Origin of the sequence: Companilactobacillus sp. RD055328, assembly GCF_022835675.1 — a bacterium.
GTDB lineage: Bacteria > Bacillota > Bacilli > Lactobacillales > Lactobacillaceae > BQUT01.
The window spans coordinates 619,571-637,442 of sequence record NZ_BQUT01000005.1 but is presented as its reverse complement, the minus strand read 5'-3'; the positions used below and the strand labels follow the sequence as shown (position 1 = coordinate 637,442).

The following is a 17,872-nucleotide window of genomic DNA, read 5'->3' as shown; positions in this document are numbered from 1 at the left end:
CAGTGTCAAAATTATGTATCCTTATTAGATAATTATATCAAAAAAAGCATAGGTGAACTGAATGGACTCGATTGTAATTGTTGATGCAAAAAGAACTCCAATTGGAAAATTTTTTGGTAGTTTGAGTAAATATTCAAGTGTGGATTTAGCCACAAAATTAGTAACAAAAATGTTAGAAACTAACAAAATTAATAAAAATGATATTAATCAAGTTATTATGGGTAATGTCTTACCTACAGGAAATGGGCAGAACATTGCCCGTCAGGTTGCGTTGAATTCAGGACTTAATCAATCTTCTACAGCTATGACTATTAATCAAGTTTGTGGATCAGGATTAAAAGCAATCCGTTTAGGTCAATTTGCATTACAAGCAGGTGATGCTAAAGTTGTGATTGTAGGCGGAACTGAGAGCATGAGTAATGCACCGTATTTCAATCGCCGTACTGGTAAATTAGAACATGATGATAGTAATGAAGATTCTTTATTCACTGACGGTTTAAATGACGCTTTTAGTCATTCGGCGATGGGTATCACTGCAGAAAACGTAGCTAGTAAATATCAAATTAGTCGACAAGCACAAGATCAGTTCGCTTATAGTTCACATCAAAAAGCCAGTAAAGCTGATTTTTCAAATGAGATAATCCCTATTGATGGGTTAACTGAAGATGAATCCATTCGTCCAGGAACTACAATTGATAAGTTAGCAACATTAAAGACTACTTTTAAAGAAGATGGAACAGTAACTGCAGGTAATTCTTCTCCATTAAATGATGGGGCTTCAGCTTTGATTTTGACAACTAAGAAATATGCTGATGAACATGGATTAGAATATTTAGCAGAAATAGATGAGTATTTTGAATGTGGAGTTGATCCTAATTATATGGGATATGCGCCTTATGATGCTATTTCTGGATTAATTAATCGCAGCGATTCTAATATTAATGATTATGATCTATTTGAAATTAATGAAGCTTTTGCATCGCAATCCGTTGCTGTAGTTGAGAACTTAGGAATTAGTAATGATAAAGTAAATATTAAAGGTGGAGCCTTAGCTTTAGGACACCCATTGGGAGCTTCAGGTGCAAGAATTGTAACTACATTAATTAATAATCTGAAAGATGAAAATAAAAAACGCGGTATTGCCAGCCTATGTATTGGTGGTGGAATGGGTATAGCTTTGAGTATTAAATTACCGTAATAAGGAGCCTCAATGACTAAGAAATTCTATGAATTATCAGATAATCAAAGAATTGATGAATTAGTAAAACTAGATTACTTAGATTCAACTGATAAAGAGTTATTACAACATCAGGATGTAGATAAAATCAAAGCCTTATCAGAGAATACAATTGGTATAACAAGTTTACCAATGTCAGTTGTATATCCAATTATAGTTAATGGGAAAAAATATGTTGTACCTATGGCTACGGAAGAACCTTCAGTTGTCGCTGCCGCAAGTAATGGAGCACAACGCGCTAATAAAAACGGAGGTTTTGTCGCTTCAATAACTGAAAAATTAGTAGTGGGCCAAATTGTTTGGGAAGTTAATGACGTTGAAAAATTAGAACGTGAACTTTTAATGTACACAGATGAATTGGCTGATTTTGTACAGGAAGCTCGTCCTAGCTTAATTAATCGCGGTGGAGGATTGGATGCCTTTCAGATTAATACGTACGATCGATTTGTAGAATTGTTGATATATATTGATACCGTGGATGCTATGGGTGCTAATATTGTTAATTCAATTTGTGAATATGTAGCTAATAAATTAGATCAAAAAATAAACATGACACATTTAATTGCCGTACTTTCAAATGATGGGTCAGAACAAATCGTTAATGTAACTACTAAGATAAAATTAGAAGATTTAGCTACTAAGAATATTCAGGGTGAAACTGTGGCTAAAAAAATAGCGGCTTTAAGCGACTTTACGCAACAATCACTATTTCGAGACTCGACTAATAATAAAGGTATTCTCAATGGTGTTTTTGCAGCTTTAATAGCTACTGGTAACGATACTCGTGCGGTCAGTGCTGCAGTTACATCATTTAACAATGCTTCTTTGAGTAAATGGCACATTGAAAACAATCAACTAGTTGGAGAATTAGAAATACCTATGCCAATAGGGACAGTAGGAGGAGCTATTTCGAGTCTAGATTCTTCACAAGTAGCATTAAAATTATTGAATGTAGAATCGGCTAAAGAATTAGCTCAAGTTGTTGCTAGTATTGGACTAGCCAATAATTTATCAGCAATGCGAGCATTAGTTACTTCTGGAATTCAATCTGGACATATGAATCTACAAAGTAAAAGCTTAGCAATATCTGCAGGAGCTCAAAACGATGAAATTGAACTAATTGCAAAAAAACTAAATAAATTGAAAAAGTACGATTTAGCTACTGCTAAAAATATGTTAAATGAAATACGAGGTAAGAATTAATGAATATAGGTATCGATAAGATTGATTATTATTCACCCAACCAATATGTTGATTTGGTTGACTTAGCTCAAAGAAGAAATATTGAACCAGACAAGTTTACGATTGGAATTGGACAAGAAAAGATGGCTTTGCCATTGCTTAGTCAAGATGCAGTTACAATGGCTGCCATGGCTGCAGACAAAATTCTTAACGATATTGATAAGAAAGATATTGAGTTATTAATTATTGGTACTGAAAGTGGTGTTGATGAATCCAAAGCGTCTGCACTATATGTACGTGATTTATTAGGATTACCAAGCTCTGTTAGAGCATTTGAAATTAAAGAAGCTTGTTACGGAACTACAGCCGGTTTACAAATGGCTTATAATTTCGTGGCACAAAATCCTGAAAAATCTGCTTTGATAATAAGTTCTGATATAGCTCGATATGGATTAGATACTCCAGGTGAGGTAACTCAAGGTGCTGGGTCAGTAGCGATGTTAATCAAAAAAAATCCAAGTATCTTAAAATTAGAAAATGATTCTGTGTTTATGAGTGAGAATGTTGGAGATTTCTGGCGTCCTACCTACTCACAATATGCATTTGCTCGTGGGAAATATTCAAATGAAGTTTATATTAGATTCTTTACTGAACTATATAAGCAATATTTTGAAAAAAATAACAATGGTATTGAGGATATTTCAGCACTTCTATTTCATATCCCTTATACAAAGATGGGCAAGAAAGCCTTGCAAGCAGTTGAAGAATTAATTCCTGCTGACAAATATGCAGACTTCATGAAACGTTATGAGAGCAGCACTATCTTGTCAAAAAACATTGGGAATCTTTATACTGGTTCACTTTATATCTCACTTATCTCATATCTGGAAAATTCCGACCAAGTAGAAGCTGATGATAAAGTTATGCTATTTAGTTATGGTTCAGGATCAATGGGAGAAATATTTACTGGTAAGGTACAACCAGGATTTAAAGAAAAGTTACAAAAGAAAAAACATCTAGATACTTTAAACAATCGTCGACAACTTACAGTCGATGAATACGAAACAGAGTTCAAAAAAGAATTGGAAATTAAAGACGGTAATTATTTTGTAGGCAATCAAACTGACGATAAATTCTTCTTAGAACAAATTAAGGAAAATGAAAGAATATATAAGAGCATTTAAATTGAGAATTATCGCATTTGATGATATCTTATAGATGAGGAAAGGTGATAGCAACAAAGGTAACGTAGTTGAAGATCCTTTTAAATTATGAAACAAAAAAGTACAATTATTTTCGCATAAGCTCCAGTATATAGAACAAGGCTTGAGGTGTTACATATTAAGATAAAACAGAGTACCAATCCGTTTATTTAAAATCACCTTTCCGGCATCAAAAAAGGCCACTCATAAGAGTGGTCTTTTTATTTGCCATATTTTTTAATGTTTGAAATCAAGTCCGTTTCATTATTAACGATATTACCGTTAAGTTTTATCAATCCGGTAGTATAAAGATTTAAATAATGGAATTGATTTTCAGCGATTTCTGATAGTGCGGATAATTTCTTATCATTACTTGCACCTTGTTGACGAGAATCGGTGTACATACCAATTATAGGGATGTCTTTTGCATATGCCACTCCAATTTCAGAAGCAACACCGGCATCAATCGTAATTCCATCAAGAACTGCGATGACTAAATCACTAGATAATAGTTCTTCGGTGTCAGCTTGAGCAATCATTTTTGAATCAGCATAGGCATTTTTGTCATTAATACCTAAATTCTCTTGAGGTACATATATTTTTATATTGGGAATTTCTTTACGAATAGTTGCTGCTAGTTGCGCATTGTAATTAAAATCAGCTTGTGAGAATAATCCATTAGCAAAATATATTTTCATGATGAATTCCTACTTTCTTTTTAATTTAACAACGGTCTCAACATGTGGTGTTTGTGGGAACATATCGATTGGTTGAAGATCTTCGACAATATATGTTTTTGATAGTTCGCGTAAGTCTTTGGCAAGTGTCGAAGGATTACATGAAATATAAACAAATTTTTCTGGTGCCATGTCCACAATTGCATCAAGAAGATCGTCTTCTAGACCAGTTCGTGGAGGATCAACTATTAGAGTGTTGATGTCTACTCCTTCGTCAATTAAATCATCATAAATATGTACGGCTGTATCAACTCGATAGTCAGCATTGGTAATATTATTTTGTTCTGCATTGATTTTAGCATCGGCAATAGCTTCTGGAATGATTTCAGAACCATATACCATCTTGACGTTTTTAGCCAATGATAAACCGATAGTACCAACACCAGCATAAGCGTCGTATAAAACACTGTTTTTGTCAGCATCTAAGTAATCAAGGGCGATATTATACATTTTTTTAGTTTGTTCGATATTTAATTGTAAGAAAGCTCGAGGCGAAAGGTTAAAAGTTAAACCATTGATAGTTTCTTGAAGATATTTTTCACCCCAGAGTAGTGTGGTATCTTCACCCCATACAAGAGTAGTCTCACCTTTGTTAACGTTTTGAGAGATTGAAATAATTTCAGGAATTTCTTGGTTAATACGTTCAATTAATTCGCGCTTGCGAGGTAATTTTTGACTATTAGTTATAATCGTCAATTGTGCATTTTTGAAGCTCATTGATTCACGTACAACTAGTGTTTTAATGATTCCTGATTTTTCGTCAGGATTATAAATAGGAATATCAAGATCTTCGATAATACTTTTCAACTTGTTAATTATTACTAAAGTCATTGATGATTGGGTTGGCATTTCTGGCAAATCTACAACATCATGTGTACCATGTTGGTAAAGACCGGCAATTACTTTGTCATTAATTTTTCGTACTTGAAATTGAGCTTTATTACGATAGTGAAGTGGGGTTTGCATACCGATAGTATCTTTAATAATATAACGATGCCATCCGGCAGGCGTGAATCTTTCTAGCGCTTGTTCAAGAATATTCTTTTTAACTTTTAATTGTTCAGAATATTTAATATGTGCTAGTTCAAGTCCACCAACTTTATCAGCGAGCTCTTTGAATTCGTCATTTCTGTTAGGGCTTTTCTTACGGATTTTGTGAAGTTTCCCCACAATGTATTTATCGTGAATATCTTTGACTTCGCAGACAATTTCCTCGCCAGTAATTGCACCTGCAACGAAAGTTGTTTTACGTTTGAAATATCCAACACCCTCACCGTTAATTCCAATTTTTTTGATGGTCAATGGGAAACGATCACCAATTTTTAATTCTATTTCTTCTTTTTCCATAGTTTACCTTTGCTTTGGAGTAATTTATTATATGTAGTAATTGAAGTATATCACGCGAGGAAAAATCTTTGGCAAAAATAACAAAAATCCAGGCACAAAAACGTAAAGGTCGATATAATATTTTTCTAGATAATAAGTACGCTTTTGCGGTGAGTGAAAATATCTTGTTAAATTTTCATTTATATAAAGATACTGAACTTACAGCTAAACAAATAGAAGAAATTAAAGACAAAGAAAATATCGACAAATATTATGTGCGAGCTTTAGATTATATTAGTCATCAGATTCGCACAAAAAAAGAAATAAATGATTTCTTACGTGATAAAGAAGCTGATTCCGAAATAATTGTTGAGATAATTAAGAAACTCGAAGATGACAATTATTTAAATGATGAGTTATATACAAAGAGTTTCATTAATACACAGTTAATTACAAGTTTAGATGGACCAATGGTTATTCAAAATAAGCTATTCAAAAAAGGTATCAATAAGCAGTTAGCTAATGACAAGATTCTTGAAGTTAAGTATGAGGATTGGTTGATTAACGCAAAAAAAGCTGCCGTCAAAATAGAAAAAAGATCACAACGTCAGGCCTTTAAAAGTGCTGTAGTAAAAATAAAAACTGGCTTAATGCAAAAAGGCTATACCACAGAGATTATTGAAGAAGTAATCTCTAAACTTGATCTAGAAATAGATGATGAACAAGAACAAGAAAATTTACAACGAGAGTTTGAAAAAGCGAAAAAGCACTATAGTGGTAAAGATAATTACAAAAATAAAATATATCAAGCATTAATGCGTAAAGGATTTAATAGTGCTGATATTAGTAGTAAGTTAAACGAAATATAAAAACAGACTAGCCATTGGCTAGTCTGTTTTTGTGAGACTCATTTGTGATAAGAATTTCTTAATTCTTGGTGTTGGTTTGTTGAAGAAGTCTTCAGTTCTACCATCAAATAAAATTTTTCCATCTTCAATAAAAATAATTTTATCAGCAGCCAGTTTAGCAAACTCCATATTATGAGTTACTAATATCATAGATTGTTGAAGTTCTTTCAAGTTCTGTAATTGTCCTAGGACCTGATTTTCTAATTCTGGGTCCAGCGCACTTGTGGGTTCATCGAGAAGAATAAAGCTAGGTTGCATTGCTAAGGCGCGGCAGATAGAAATACGTTGTTGTTGTCCACCGGAGAGTTGACTAGGATAATAATCTTTGTAGTCACTCAAATTAACTTTTTCAAGCAAGTCTAAAGCACGATTTTTCGCTTCAGCTTTTGATACTTTAAGATTTTCGATTGGTGCAATAGTGATGTTATCTAAAACAGTCAAATTAGGAAATAGATTCCAGTTTTGGAATACCATACTTGTTTTGTGGCGCAAGTTAACACTATCTTCTTTAGTTATGGGCTTGCTGTAATCAAGAGTTACATCGTCAATAGTAATTGTTCCTGATTCAGGCTTAACTAGTAAATCTAATGACTTTAATAATGTGGATTTCCCAGAGCCAGAAGGTCCTAAGATAACAGTTGTTTGATGATCATTAAAGGTAAGTGAGATATTATCAAGAATCTTTTTTTCGCCGTATGATTTGTTTAAGTTAGTTAATGTAATCATTATTGAGCACCTCCTTTAAGATAACGAGATGAACGTTTTTCAAGATGACGTTGAAGTAAGGTTAGTAATGTACAAATGATGGCATATAGCGCAGCAGCAAGTGAATACATTAGTAACGGTTCAAAGTTCTTAGCCGTGATTTGTTGACTAACTTGAAACATTTCAAGAATTGTAATTGAGCTAGCAAGTGAGGTGTCTTTCACTAAACCAATGAATGAATTAGATAGAGGTGGAAGAGCTATTCTTAAAGCTTGTGGTAGCACAATTTTGTGCAGCGTTTTTTTAGTAGAAAATCCCAAAGTATATGCAGCATCCCATTGATCTTGTGGGACTGACATCAAAGCTGAACGAACAATTTCAGATGCATAAGCTCCTGTGTTGAGTGAAAAGCCAATTACGGCAGCTATAAATGGGTCTAATTGAATTCCTACACTAGGAAGTCCGAAGAAAATGATGAATAATTGGACTAACAATGGAGTTGAACGGAACAACCAAATATAAAATTTAGAAATGAATCTAAGAATACCAAAGATGATCCGTGAGATACGATTACCTTCAGGTTTTAAGAAGTTAATGAGGGCAGTAATAATTGCTAGAATCATTCCTAAGACAAATGATATTAATGCTAAAGGAATGGTAAATTTCATCATTGCCAAAATCATTGGTGGTAATGAGGTAGTAATAATATTCCACATAAAAATTTAGTCCTTCTTATTTTTTAGTAATATCTTCACCAAAGTACTTGATAGATAGTTTCTTCATTGTACCATCTTTGTATAATTCTTTAGTAGCCTCGGTTACTTTAGAGCTTAACTTAGCTGATTTTTTGTTAAACATTGGTGCAATTTTTGAGCTTTTTAATTGGCTGTCTGGAATTTCGATATACTTTAAAGTCGTTTCGGGATTTGATTTTTTCCAAGTTAAGAAAGCTTCTTTTGAATTGATAGTAGCTTTGATACGTCCGTTATCTAACATTGACATGGTTGAAGAAAAGTCAGGAGAAGATATAATATCAGCTTGGAATTTCTCAGCTTTGTCATAATTGTCAGTCCCAGTACCTTCAGCAACTTTAACCCCTTTAAGATCGGTAGCTGATTTGATAGTACTATCAGCTGGGACAATAATTACTGATTTGGAATAGATATAAGGTGTTGAGAATAGGTAATGAGATTCTCTATTTTTATTAATTGAAACGTTATTAATTACTGTGTCAAATGTATTCGTATTAAGTCCAGCAATTAGTGAATCCCACTTAGTTGGAACAAACTTCACTTTCATATTAAGTTTTTTGGCTACAGCTTTACCATAGTCAACTTCAAATCCTTTAAGCTTAGAACCTTCACGGTAAGAGTAAGGTGCATAAGTCCCTTCTAAGCCAATTGTAAGTGTTCCTTTTTCTTTGGTTAGATTATTTGTATTACTTGAGCATCCAGTGATAACCATAGTTACCATGATTAATGCAGATAATGCTAGAAATATTTTTTTTCTCATCGAGATTCTCCTTTTAATTTCCAGAAAAAAAGAGCTGACTAATTGGCCAGCTCTTTTGAAATTCTAGAATTATTTCATTTGAGTTTGGATTAGACATGCGAAACAAGGCTTAGTAATCTAGAGTTACTAAGCAACAACACGCGCTAAGAATTATGAAGTTAGGTATATTTTGCATAGTCGTCTCCTTTAAAATATTGTTTAAATATTAATATGATAATGATTTTCCGTCAAGTAATTACACTTAATATTATTATAATAGGTAGTCAACTAACGTAACCTTTGGTATAATTTTTTTCGTATAGTGAATTAGAAAGCTGGAAAAGTTATGGAAGTTCCTAAAGAAGGAGACTACATAGCAGTCCAAAGTTATAAACATGACGGTCATTTACATAGAACTTGGAAAGAAACAATGGTTTTAAAAACTAGTGAAAATGAAATAATTGGTTGTAATGACCATACACTAGTGACGGAATCAGATGGTCGAAAATGGGTAACCAGAGAACCAGCCTTAGTTTATTTTCATAAACATTATTGGTTTAATATAGTTACGATGATTAGAGAAAGCGGAGTATCTTATTATTGTAACTTTGCCACACCGTATGTCTTAGATAATGAAGCTTTGAAGTATATTGATTACGATTTGGATATCAAAGTTTTTCCTGACGGAGAGAAAAGACTTCTAGATGTTGATGAATATGCTCTTCACAGTAACCGTTGGAATTATCCACCGGAAATAGATAAGATTTTGCGTAAAAATGTTGATACTTTAATCGAATGGATTAATGAAGGTAAAGGACCATTTTCACAAGCCTATGTAGATACTTGGATGCAACGTTACCGCGAGCTATCAAATCATGTTTAACTAAATAGATTGCTATGGTAATCAGAAAAAAAAGAGAATGACTTAGTCATTCTCTTTTTTTATTTATTCTCGATTTTGTAAAATTTCAAAGCCGACATTAGAACCTATTAATAAAGAAATAACAAGAATAGCTACTAGATAACCAATTAAGCTTCCCATATAGACTTCAGGCGTGAATAACTTACGGATTAAGTACGTGCTAACACCACTTAATGCAAAATCAGAGATGAAGTTAAAATACAGATTAAAAGGACTTTTACTGATATCAAAAATGCCAACCAAACTTTTAGCAAATTTGTGTGTTGTTTTAGATTGAATAACTTGAATAGATCTTTGGATAATCACTTTAGTTGCCATAAGAAATAAAGCACCAATAATACTACCTACGATTGTGCGCCAAATACTATTCGAATGTATAACTAATGAATTAAATGATGTTCCAACTAACGCCAAACAAATTATGTATGGAATTAGGAACATAAATAAATAGATTGTAATAATTTTTCTTTTTGTCATAAATACCACCTATATTTATTAATAATAAGCCAAATAAGTTGAGTTGTAAGTGTTTATCTAACTATCTATATAAAAAGTTAAAAAATGATATAATTAATTATAATAAATTTGAAAGAGAGTGTATCAAAATCATGGAAGACCCGGGGAACTCGGTCCTGATAAGCCAAATAATATTAATAGTTGTTCTAACTATAGTTAATGCTTTTTTTGCAGCTGGAGAAACAGCAATTATTTCTTTAAATAGGAATAAGCTGGAATCTAGCGCTAAAGATGGCGATAAAAAAGCACAAAGATTCATTGCTATTTTGGATGATTCAACTAATTATTTAGCAACAGTGCAAGTTGCGATTACATTTGCTGGTTTCTTATCTTCGGCTAGTGCAGCTGTTACATTATCTAAACGACTATCTGATTTTATTGGTGACTATAGTTGGAGTCAAGAATTGTCGATTTTGATTATTACTTTAGTACTTTCATATTTCACGTTGGTGTTAGGAGAACTCTATCCTAAACAAATTGCTTTGCAACGCCCAGAACGAGTAGTTAACCTTACTGCACCAGTTATTCGAGTAGTTGGTTTTATTTTTAAACCATTAGTGGCTTTGTTATCAGTATCAACCAAACTATTATTAAAATTGTCACGAATTGATATTACTCAAAAAGACGATACTGTATCACGTAATGAAGTGTTGTCGGTTTTAGAGAAATCTAAAACTACCGGAAGTATCGATGATGAAGAATATGAGATGTTAGAAGGAATTATTAGCTTCAATGACAAGATGGTTAGAGAAGTTATGGTTCCAAGAACTGATACTTTCATGATTGATATTAACGATGACCAAGATAAAAATATCGATGACATTTTGGACCATCCATTCTCACGCGTTCCGGTTTATGGCGGAGATAAAGATAAGGTTATTGGTGTGATTCACATCAAAGATATTCTTAAAAAAGCACGTAAGGCTAGTTTCAAAGGTATTTCGATTTCTGACATCATGGTAGAGCCAATTTTTGTTACAGAAACCACGAATGTTAATGACTTATTATTTAAAATGAAAAATACCCATCAACAGTTAGCTATTATTCAAGATGAATATGGTGGGGTTGTTGGGATTGCTACGATTGAAGATTTACTTGAAGAAATCGTCGGTGAAATAGATGATGAGTATGATGAAAGTACAAAACTATATCAAAAAATTAATGCTAATACTTATAAAGTAGAAGGCAGACTTAATTTAGATGATTTCAATCGTATTTTCGATGAGAATTTAAAAAAAGACGATATTGATACAATTGCTGGTTATTTGATAACAGAAATCGGAGAAATTCCAGCAAATAATGCTCACGTTGCTTGCTTATTAGAAGATGGTGTTAAACTTATCTCAGGTGAAGTTAAGAATTCACGAGTTCAAGATATTTTGGTTGAACTACCACTCGACAAAGCAAAAGTAATTATGAAAAAAATAAACAAAAGACGAGATACATAGATATCTCGTCTTTTTTAATATGTAAAAACTTGGTATACTATTTTAGTTAGAAAAGGAGTCCAATAATGCCAGAAACACTAAAAGAACAAGTAGCAAAACGTAGAACGTTTGCAATTATCTCTCATCCTGATGCTGGTAAAACAACAATTACTGAACAATTGTTGTTATTTGGTGGTGTCATTCGCTCGGCAGGAACTGTTAAAGGTAAGAAGTCTGGACAGTTTGCAACTAGTGACTGGATGGAAATTGAAAAAAAACGTGGAATCTCAGTTACAAGTTCCGTAATGCAATTCGATTATCAAGATAAGCGAATTAACATTTTGGATACTCCTGGACACGAAGATTTTTCTGAAGATACATACCGTACATTAATGGCGGTTGATGCCGCAGTCATGGTAATTGACTCAGCTAAAGGTATTGAACCACAAACTAAAAAATTATTTAAAGTTGTTAAACAAAGAGGAATCCCCATCTTCACATTCATGAACAAACTTGATCGTGATGGACGTGATCCATTAGACTTGATTGCTGAATTAGAAGACCTTTTGAATATTGAAGGTTGTGCAATGAACTGGCCAATCGGAATGGGTAAAGGTCTCAAAGGTTTATACGATATTCATAATAGTCGAGTGGAATTGTACCGTAAGGACAATGAAGAAAGATTCGTAAGTCTTGACGATAATGGGGATCTTAATGATCAAACAAATCCACTACAAGCTGAAAACGACTTTGAACAAGCAAAAGATGAAGTGGCACTTATCAGTGAAGCAGGGAATGCTTTTGATATGGACAAGGTGTTATCTGGAGAACAGACACCTGTATTCTTTGGATCGGCGTTAACTAACTTCGGAGTACAAACTTTCTTAGATGCATTTGTTAATTTAGCACCTCAACCAGCTGCACATAAGACAAAAGAAGATACATTAGTTAGTCCAGATAGCGAGGAATTCTCAGGATTTGTATTCAAGATTCAAGCTAATATGAACCCCGCACATCGTGATAGAATTGCTTTTATTCGTGTTTGTTCTGGTGAGTTTACTAAAGGAATAGATGTTACTCTTCAAAGAACTAAGAAGAATTTGAGACTTAATAATGCTACTGAATTTATGTCAGACCAACGTGAACAAGTAAGTAGTGCTGTTGCTGGCGATATTGTTGGATTGTATGATACGGGTAATTTCCAAATTGGAGATACTATTTATACAGGTAAAAACGAGATTGCTTATGAAGATCTACCACAATTTACTCCTGAAATGTTCATGGAAGTGACTGCTAAAAACGTCATGAAGCAAAAATCTTTCCATAAAGGGATGACTCAATTAGTTCAAGAAGGAGCCGTACAATTATATAAGAAGTATTCAACGAATGATTATATTTTGGGAGCTGTTGGACAACTTCAATTTGAAGTATTTAAGTTCCGTATGGAAAACGAATATAATAGTGAAGTTGAAATGACTCCAATTGGCTCAAGAACAGCACGCTGGATAAATCCAGATCAACTAGATCCTTCGATGTCATCTTCTAGAAATATCTTGGTGAAAGACATTGAAGACAAGCCTTTGTTCTTGTTTGAGAATAAGTTTGCAGAAAGATGGTTCCAAGATAAATATCCAGATGTTGAATTAACTTCTAAACTTTAATTTTTTTATTTGAAATCGTTTACTAATGATATGTTTTAGTATAAACTACTTAGGTTGGTTTTTTTTAATTCATTGGTAGGGTCTTTTATCCTATTGGTTGAATTTATATCCAGACATATTATTAAGGAGATTCATAATGAATACTGTAGGATTATTTTTTGCTTTACTAGCAATTATTGGTTGGAGTGCTTATCCAACATTAGTTTCAAAATTTGGTGGTAAACCAGTTCAAGCTATTTTCGGTGCTACATGGGGAACATTAATTGTAGCTATTGTACTTGTTCTTGTTCAACACCTAAGCATTCCAACAGGAATGAACTTTTGGTTGGCAGCATTTTCTGGTGCTGCATGGGCCTTCGGAAATGTTTTAACTATTGCTGCTTTTGGTATGAAAGATAAAGACGGTAATGCTTTGGGATCAGCTAAAGCTATGCCAATTTCAACAGCTTTTCAAATTACAGCAAACGTTCTTTGGGGCGTTATTATGCTTGGTAACTGGGGCTCAACAACAGCTCGATTAATCGGTGCTGTTGCCGTTATCGTTATTTTAATCGGTGCATACTTAACAACATATCAAGAAAAAGCTACAGCTGGTAATAAAGAATTATTACTAAAAGCTATTGGTGTCTTGTTAATTGCTCAAGTAGGTTACTCACTATACGGAATTCTTCCACAATATACACATCATACAGATGGAATGCACATGTTCTTACCACAAGCTATTGGTATGGCCGCATTTGGTTTGATTTTGGCAATTGTTGAAGTAATTAAAAATCATAATAATGTATTTGCTCAAAGTATTACATACAAGCAAATCTTCTCAGGATTCTTCTTTGCTATCGCTGCTCTTGGTTACTTAGTTTCAGCTCAACCAGCTATGCTTGGTTTAGCTACAGGATTCGTTCTATCACAAGTATCAATTGTTGGTGCAACAGTATCAGGAATTTTAGTTATGAAAACACATAAAACTGCAAAAGAATGGGCGATCATTATTGTAGGTCTTATCATGATTGTCGTTGGTGCTTCAACAACAGCATTCTTATAAGATATTAAAAAGCTAACCGGATGGTTAGCTTTTTTTGTTGGAATAGTTAACGCGGTCAATTTTAATAATTAATTGTTGTGATAAGATATTAAAGTATTAATTTTAGGGGGGACTATTTATGAAAAAAGCACGTGAATTACGCGCGCAGGTACGTGAAACATTTAAAGATAATTGGGGAAAAGCAATTGTTATGTGCTTATTACCAACAGTGTATTTAATTTCAGCAATTTTTATTACTGTAATTGTTGCATTTATTATTGGATTTATAATAACAATGATTACAAAATCTCAAAATATTGGCTTCGCTTTTAGTTTTGTCAGTATTTACGTAGCATATATTATTTTAATAATGCTATTAAGCTTATTATTTATGGGAGTTAGATTTAAATTTATTGATTGGACTAAGAATCCAGAATTAGAATTTTCAGCTCCAATGTCAGTATTTAATATTTTTAAATATAACATTTGGATGATTATTAAAATTTCTCTGTGGCAATTTTTATTTATATTTTTATGGTCATTATTGTTTGTTATTCCTGGAATAATAAAATCCTTCAGTTATTCGCAAGCTTTTAATCTTTATAAACTAGCAGTTGATGAAGGAAATGATAATCAATATAAAGCTATTGATTATATTACTCAAAGTAGAAATATAATGGACGGATATAAAGGACGTTTATTCTATCTTCAATTAACATTTATTGGATGGATGTTACTGGCATGCCTAACTATGGGAATAGGTAATCTTTGGTTAACACCATACATAATGGCATCGGAATCAGCATTTTTTAACGATTTGATTGAAAATAATAAATCGGTTTTAACGGACAAATAAAAAGCTAGCCAAATGGCTAGCTTTTTTTATTTTCCACTTGTTTATTAACAACATCAGCTAATAGACAAGTAATAAGAATAATTGGTGCAAACTGTAATGGAAATAAGAATATTAGTAGTCCAAAAATAACAAAAGGTTGTTTTAAAATCATCGTACAACTTGTGGCTACAACAACACCGACAACTAGTCCGGGAGTATATGGGAAGATGTTAGTGATTGCAAATCCAATTGATGAACTAGCAAAGATGATTGGGAAAATTTTACCTCCGCGCCATCCAAAAGAAAAACAAATATTTGTCAAAATTATTTTTCCAATTCCCAATATTAATAAGAAAACAACTGATAGTTGGGTTGCATGTTTTGATAAATGTAAGATCTCGTGTTCACCGGAAAATAAGAAGTAAGAAGAAAACATACCCATAATACCAATAGCTAATCCAGCGGCTATAGCTAATACTAAAGGGTTATTGATTTTTTTTGCGACTAAATCAGTTAATTTTTCGGAATAAGTGAATAATATACTGAAAATTATACCAATTAAAAAAGCAATAATTAAAACTGGAATGACATTAAGTGACCATTGTATTTTGGGCATTCTAAGTGAAAAAACAGCTTCTTTTGGAAAGAGGTTATTAATAAATTTAAAACCAACAATACCGAAGAATGTTGTTAGAACGTATAGAAGTGTTTTAACAGACTTATTTTTAAAAGTTCTATCTCTAACACCTTCTTCTACGGCTTCGCCAAGACTGATGAAAGGCGCGTGGAAAATGGTTGCCAACATGGCACCGATTCCTAAGTCGAGAAGTTCTTCTTTATTTTTTAAATTGACCATAAATGAATCGCCTATCCAAGTGATTAGTCCACCTAGAATGGAGATTAATGCTGCTTCAGGACCAAGACTTGCACCGAAAGATAGAACAATGATGGCGGGAATGAAGTTTTTTATCACTTCGCCTCTATATTCAACAGAGCCCTTTTGCTTATATTCGCGTAAAGTTTCGTGCATTGTCTTGGGATAATTACCAAATTTCATTTGTGTGATACCTATTAATAGACCACCGGTAATTCCAATTAAAATTGGATATCCAGAAAAATTCATATGAGAAGATATAGTTTCCCAGATAAAATGAGTAAAAAAATTAACTAATGCCAAAAATAAAGATGCTATGGCACCAACAAAAAGACCAAGACAAATACTATAAAAAGTGAAAATGGAATTAAATTTTAATTTATTCATAAGAAAAATCCTTTGTTTTATTAATGCCAATTCTACATTATTTGCGATAGAATTTCTCTTTTTGTATTTAATTAACTTACTTTAAATATTAAATACTTATAATATTGATAAGTGTTTAATTTCCAAAAACATTCTGAGCATGCTATTGTGAAAATATAAACAAGAAAGGAGCACTACTATGAGTAAGAAAATGTTGGTAAAAACTTTATATCTAGCTAATGGAGCGCTACTGCTGTTAAGCAGTGGAACTGGCGTTGTGACTGCTGCTACATTACATGCACAACAAGCTAGTTCAGCTCAAGTATCATCAATAGGTTTAGCGGATATATCAATTTTAGAAAATACCAGTTTGGTATCAAATACTGGAACTGATTTGATGCCTAATGGGGATGGAAATTTTGATTTGTCATTGCAATTCCAAGGTAAAGGATTAGCAACGGTGGGATTAGCTGATGATAAAGTCTTAGTCTATGCACTGCCAGCTGAACTACAAGGTAAAGTGGTAGGTGGCGCGAGTGTTGATATTCAAGCTGACTTATTGCCAATAACTCCCGGACAACTTCCAGGAGTTAGCGCCCTTTTTTCAACTTTAGGAACGGCACTTACGGGATTAAATGCTGTATTACCAATACCTTCTGTATTAGCCGCATTTAACCAATTAAATGAGCTACAAGATCTTGGACAATATACACAAACTGTTCAAGGAACTGTCTCACCTGATGGCAAATATATTTCGGTAGATTTCACGCAAGGATTTGGTAATTATGTTCATCAAGCTTATGCATCTTTATTCCATGCATTAAGAGATGCTATAGCTGCGCTTGATTCAAGTAATCCACTTATTAAGCCAGCATTAGATACTGTTAAAGGCGCCAGTGAAGCTCTGTTCGTTGTTATAGATGGAATTGCAGCGGGAACATCTGATGTGCTGAATAGTGCCTTAAATGCTAACTTATTGGGATCAATGACAGGTACGTTGAATGTAACTGTTAGCCATCCAGGTGTGGCACAACAAACAATAAGAGCAGCTGCAATTAGTAATGCACTTATTTCGGCGGATATTCTGGCTGCGATAAATAGTGAAGGATCAGCAGTTACATTGAATTTCCCGATGGATCAAGAAGATCCATTAGAGAATTATAATGTGGCTACCCCTAGCGTAAATCTTGCTAAATCAGGCGATACAAGTGTAAGTGGTCATGTTGATTTGGAAACACCAATTCCAGATGGTACAACGTTTGAAGCATCAGTAACAATGCCTGATGGAACAATAAAAACAGCTGTGGTTGATAGTAACGGTGACTTTACAATTGCAACTGACGCCTTAGTTGCATTAGATGAATTATCAGTTAAAGTTACAGCTAAAAATGGAAACTATACAAAAGACAGTCTTCCAGTAATGATTACTGTTAGTGATGATACAAATGAAAATCCATTA

At 33.2% G+C, this 17,872-nt stretch carries 17 protein-coding genes; 10 read left to right on the top strand and 7 right to left on the bottom strand.

Annotated elements, in window-relative coordinates; translation table 11 throughout:
• Positions 1-61 precede the first annotated feature (61 nt).
• From RD055328_RS05395 to RD055328_RS05385, 3 genes are read left to right on the top strand one after another with little or no spacing between them, the layout of a single operon-like run.
• Entirely contained in the window at positions 62-1,198 is a 1,137-nt protein-coding gene (locus RD055328_RS05395; protein WP_244087777.1) for a thiolase family protein, read from the top strand.
• A gap of 12 nt (positions 1,199-1,210) precedes the next feature.
• On the top strand, positions 1,211-2,440 hold the full coding sequence (locus tag RD055328_RS05390; protein WP_244087776.1) for a hydroxymethylglutaryl-CoA reductase, degradative: 1,230 nt from the start codon (positions 1,211-1,213) through the stop codon (positions 2,438-2,440).
• Complete coding sequence (locus tag RD055328_RS05385; protein WP_244087775.1) at positions 2,440-3,603, top strand: hydroxymethylglutaryl-CoA synthase; 1,164 nt, start codon at positions 2,440-2,442, stop codon at positions 3,601-3,603. Before RD055328_RS05390 ends, RD055328_RS05385 begins: the two co-directional genes overlap by 1 nt.
• A gap of 239 nt (positions 3,604-3,842) precedes the next feature.
• Here the strand turns inward: RD055328_RS05385 and RD055328_RS05380 are convergent, their stop codons facing one another.
• Positions 3,843-4,319 (bottom strand): nucleoside 2-deoxyribosyltransferase, encoded by a 477-nt coding sequence (locus RD055328_RS05380; protein WP_244087774.1) that lies wholly within the window; start codon positions 4,317-4,319, stop codon positions 3,843-3,845.
• 9 nt (positions 4,320-4,328) lie between these two features.
• Entirely contained in the window at positions 4,329-5,705 is a 1,377-nt protein-coding gene (gene rlmD / locus RD055328_RS05375) for a 23S rRNA (uracil(1939)-C(5))-methyltransferase RlmD (RefSeq protein ID WP_244087773.1), read from the bottom strand.
• 68 nt (positions 5,706-5,773) lie between these two features.
• Between rlmD and recX the strand changes: the two genes are divergently transcribed.
• Positions 5,774-6,553 (top strand): recombination regulator RecX, encoded by a 780-nt coding sequence (recX, locus tag RD055328_RS05370; RefSeq protein WP_244087772.1) that lies wholly within the window; start codon positions 5,774-5,776, stop codon positions 6,551-6,553.
• An 18-nt stretch (positions 6,554-6,571) separates the two neighbouring features.
• Here the strand turns inward: recX and RD055328_RS05365 are convergent, their stop codons facing one another.
• The 3 genes from RD055328_RS05365 to RD055328_RS05355 are packed head-to-tail and all read right to left on the bottom strand — an operon-like array spanning position 6,572 to position 8,809.
• Complete coding sequence (locus tag RD055328_RS05365; RefSeq protein WP_244087771.1) at positions 6,572-7,318, bottom strand: amino acid ABC transporter ATP-binding protein; 747 nt, start codon at positions 7,316-7,318, stop codon at positions 6,572-6,574.
• Entirely contained in the window at positions 7,318-8,013 is a 696-nt protein-coding gene (locus RD055328_RS05360; RefSeq protein WP_244087770.1) for an amino acid ABC transporter permease, read from the bottom strand. Before RD055328_RS05360 ends, RD055328_RS05365 begins: the two co-directional genes overlap by 1 nt.
• 16 nt (positions 8,014-8,029) lie before the next feature.
• The gene (locus tag RD055328_RS05355) at positions 8,030-8,809 is read right to left on the bottom strand and encodes a transporter substrate-binding domain-containing protein (protein ID WP_244087769.1); all 780 of its coding nucleotides are present in this window, start codon (positions 8,807-8,809) and stop codon (positions 8,030-8,032) included.
• A gap of 325 nt (positions 8,810-9,134) precedes the next feature.
• On the opposite strand from RD055328_RS05355, the gene RD055328_RS05350 reads away from it, so the two are divergent.
• Positions 9,135-9,671 carry a DUF402 domain-containing protein gene (locus tag RD055328_RS05350; protein WP_244087768.1) on the top strand — a complete coding sequence of 179 codons (537 nt, stop codon included), beginning with the start codon at positions 9,135-9,137 and terminating at the stop codon, positions 9,669-9,671.
• A gap of 63 nt (positions 9,672-9,734) precedes the next feature.
• Here RD055328_RS05350 and RD055328_RS05345 read toward each other — a convergent pair whose 3' ends face one another.
• A complete protein-coding gene (locus RD055328_RS05345; RefSeq protein WP_244087767.1) occupies positions 9,735-10,187 on the bottom strand; it encodes a hypothetical protein in 453 nt (150 codons plus the stop codon).
• A gap of 131 nt (positions 10,188-10,318) precedes the next feature.
• Here RD055328_RS05345 and RD055328_RS05340 point away from each other — a divergent pair, with 131 nt between their 5' ends.
• From RD055328_RS05340 to RD055328_RS05325, 4 genes are all read left to right on the top strand, one after another.
• Complete coding sequence (locus RD055328_RS05340; protein ID WP_244087766.1) at positions 10,319-11,674, top strand: hemolysin family protein; 1,356 nt, start codon at positions 10,319-10,321, stop codon at positions 11,672-11,674.
• Between the two features lie 65 nt (positions 11,675-11,739).
• Complete coding sequence (locus RD055328_RS05335) at positions 11,740-13,314, top strand: peptide chain release factor 3 (RefSeq protein ID WP_244087765.1); 1,575 nt, start codon at positions 11,740-11,742, stop codon at positions 13,312-13,314.
• Positions 13,315-13,450: 136 nt separating this feature from the next.
• Entirely contained in the window at positions 13,451-14,359 is a 909-nt protein-coding gene (locus tag RD055328_RS05330) for a GRP family sugar transporter (RefSeq protein WP_244087764.1), read from the top strand.
• Positions 14,360-14,477: 118 nt separating this feature from the next.
• Positions 14,478-15,194, top strand: coding sequence for a DUF975 family protein (locus tag RD055328_RS05325; protein ID WP_244087763.1), 717 nt, complete (start codon positions 14,478-14,480; stop codon positions 15,192-15,194).
• A gap of 16 nt (positions 15,195-15,210) precedes the next feature.
• Here the strand turns inward: RD055328_RS05325 and RD055328_RS05320 are convergent, their stop codons facing one another.
• Complete coding sequence (locus RD055328_RS05320; protein ID WP_244087762.1) at positions 15,211-16,434, bottom strand: chloride channel protein; 1,224 nt, start codon at positions 16,432-16,434, stop codon at positions 15,211-15,213.
• Positions 16,435-16,612: 178 nt separating this feature from the next.
• On the opposite strand from RD055328_RS05320, the gene RD055328_RS05315 reads away from it, so the two are divergent.
• The coding region (locus RD055328_RS05315; protein WP_375708065.1) for an adhesive domain-containing protein at positions 16,613-17,872 on the top strand (1,260 nt) is incomplete at its 3' end.

Bases quoted from the DNA above. Each gene is read 5' to 3' on its own strand.
- RD055328_RS05395 (WP_244087777.1), top strand. From the start codon at position 62: ATGGACTCGATTGTAATTGTTGATGCAAAAAGAACTCCAATTGGAAAA.
- RD055328_RS05390 (WP_244087776.1), top strand. From the start codon at position 1,211: ATGACTAAGAAATTCTATGAATTATCAGATAATCAAAGAATTGATGAA.
- RD055328_RS05385 (WP_244087775.1), top strand. From the start codon at position 2,440: ATGAATATAGGTATCGATAAGATTGATTATTATTCACCCAACCAATAT.
- RD055328_RS05380 (WP_244087774.1), bottom strand. From the start codon at position 4,319: ATGAAAATATATTTTGCTAATGGATTATTCTCACAAGCTGATTTTAAT.
- rlmD (WP_244087773.1), bottom strand. From the start codon at position 5,705: ATGGAAAAAGAAGAAATAGAATTAAAAATTGGTGATCGTTTCCCATTG.
- RD055328_RS05365 (WP_244087771.1), bottom strand. From the start codon at position 7,318: ATGATTACATTAACTAACTTAAACAAATCATACGGCGAAAAAAAGATT.
- RD055328_RS05360 (WP_244087770.1), bottom strand. From the start codon at position 8,013: ATGTGGAATATTATTACTACCTCATTACCACCAATGATTTTGGCAATG.
- RD055328_RS05355 (WP_244087769.1), bottom strand. From the start codon at position 8,809: ATGAGAAAAAAAATATTTCTAGCATTATCTGCATTAATCATGGTAACT.
- RD055328_RS05350 (WP_244087768.1), top strand. From the start codon at position 9,135: ATGGAAGTTCCTAAAGAAGGAGACTACATAGCAGTCCAAAGTTATAAA.
- RD055328_RS05345 (WP_244087767.1), bottom strand. From the start codon at position 10,187: ATGACAAAAAGAAAAATTATTACAATCTATTTATTTATGTTCCTAATT.
- RD055328_RS05340 (WP_244087766.1), top strand. From the start codon at position 10,319: ATGGAAGACCCGGGGAACTCGGTCCTGATAAGCCAAATAATATTAATA.
- RD055328_RS05335 (WP_244087765.1), top strand. From the start codon at position 11,740: ATGCCAGAAACACTAAAAGAACAAGTAGCAAAACGTAGAACGTTTGCA.
- RD055328_RS05330 (WP_244087764.1), top strand. From the start codon at position 13,451: ATGAATACTGTAGGATTATTTTTTGCTTTACTAGCAATTATTGGTTGG.
- RD055328_RS05325 (WP_244087763.1), top strand. From the start codon at position 14,478: ATGAAAAAAGCACGTGAATTACGCGCGCAGGTACGTGAAACATTTAAA.
- RD055328_RS05320 (WP_244087762.1), bottom strand. From the start codon at position 16,434: ATGAATAAATTAAAATTTAATTCCATTTTCACTTTTTATAGTATTTGT.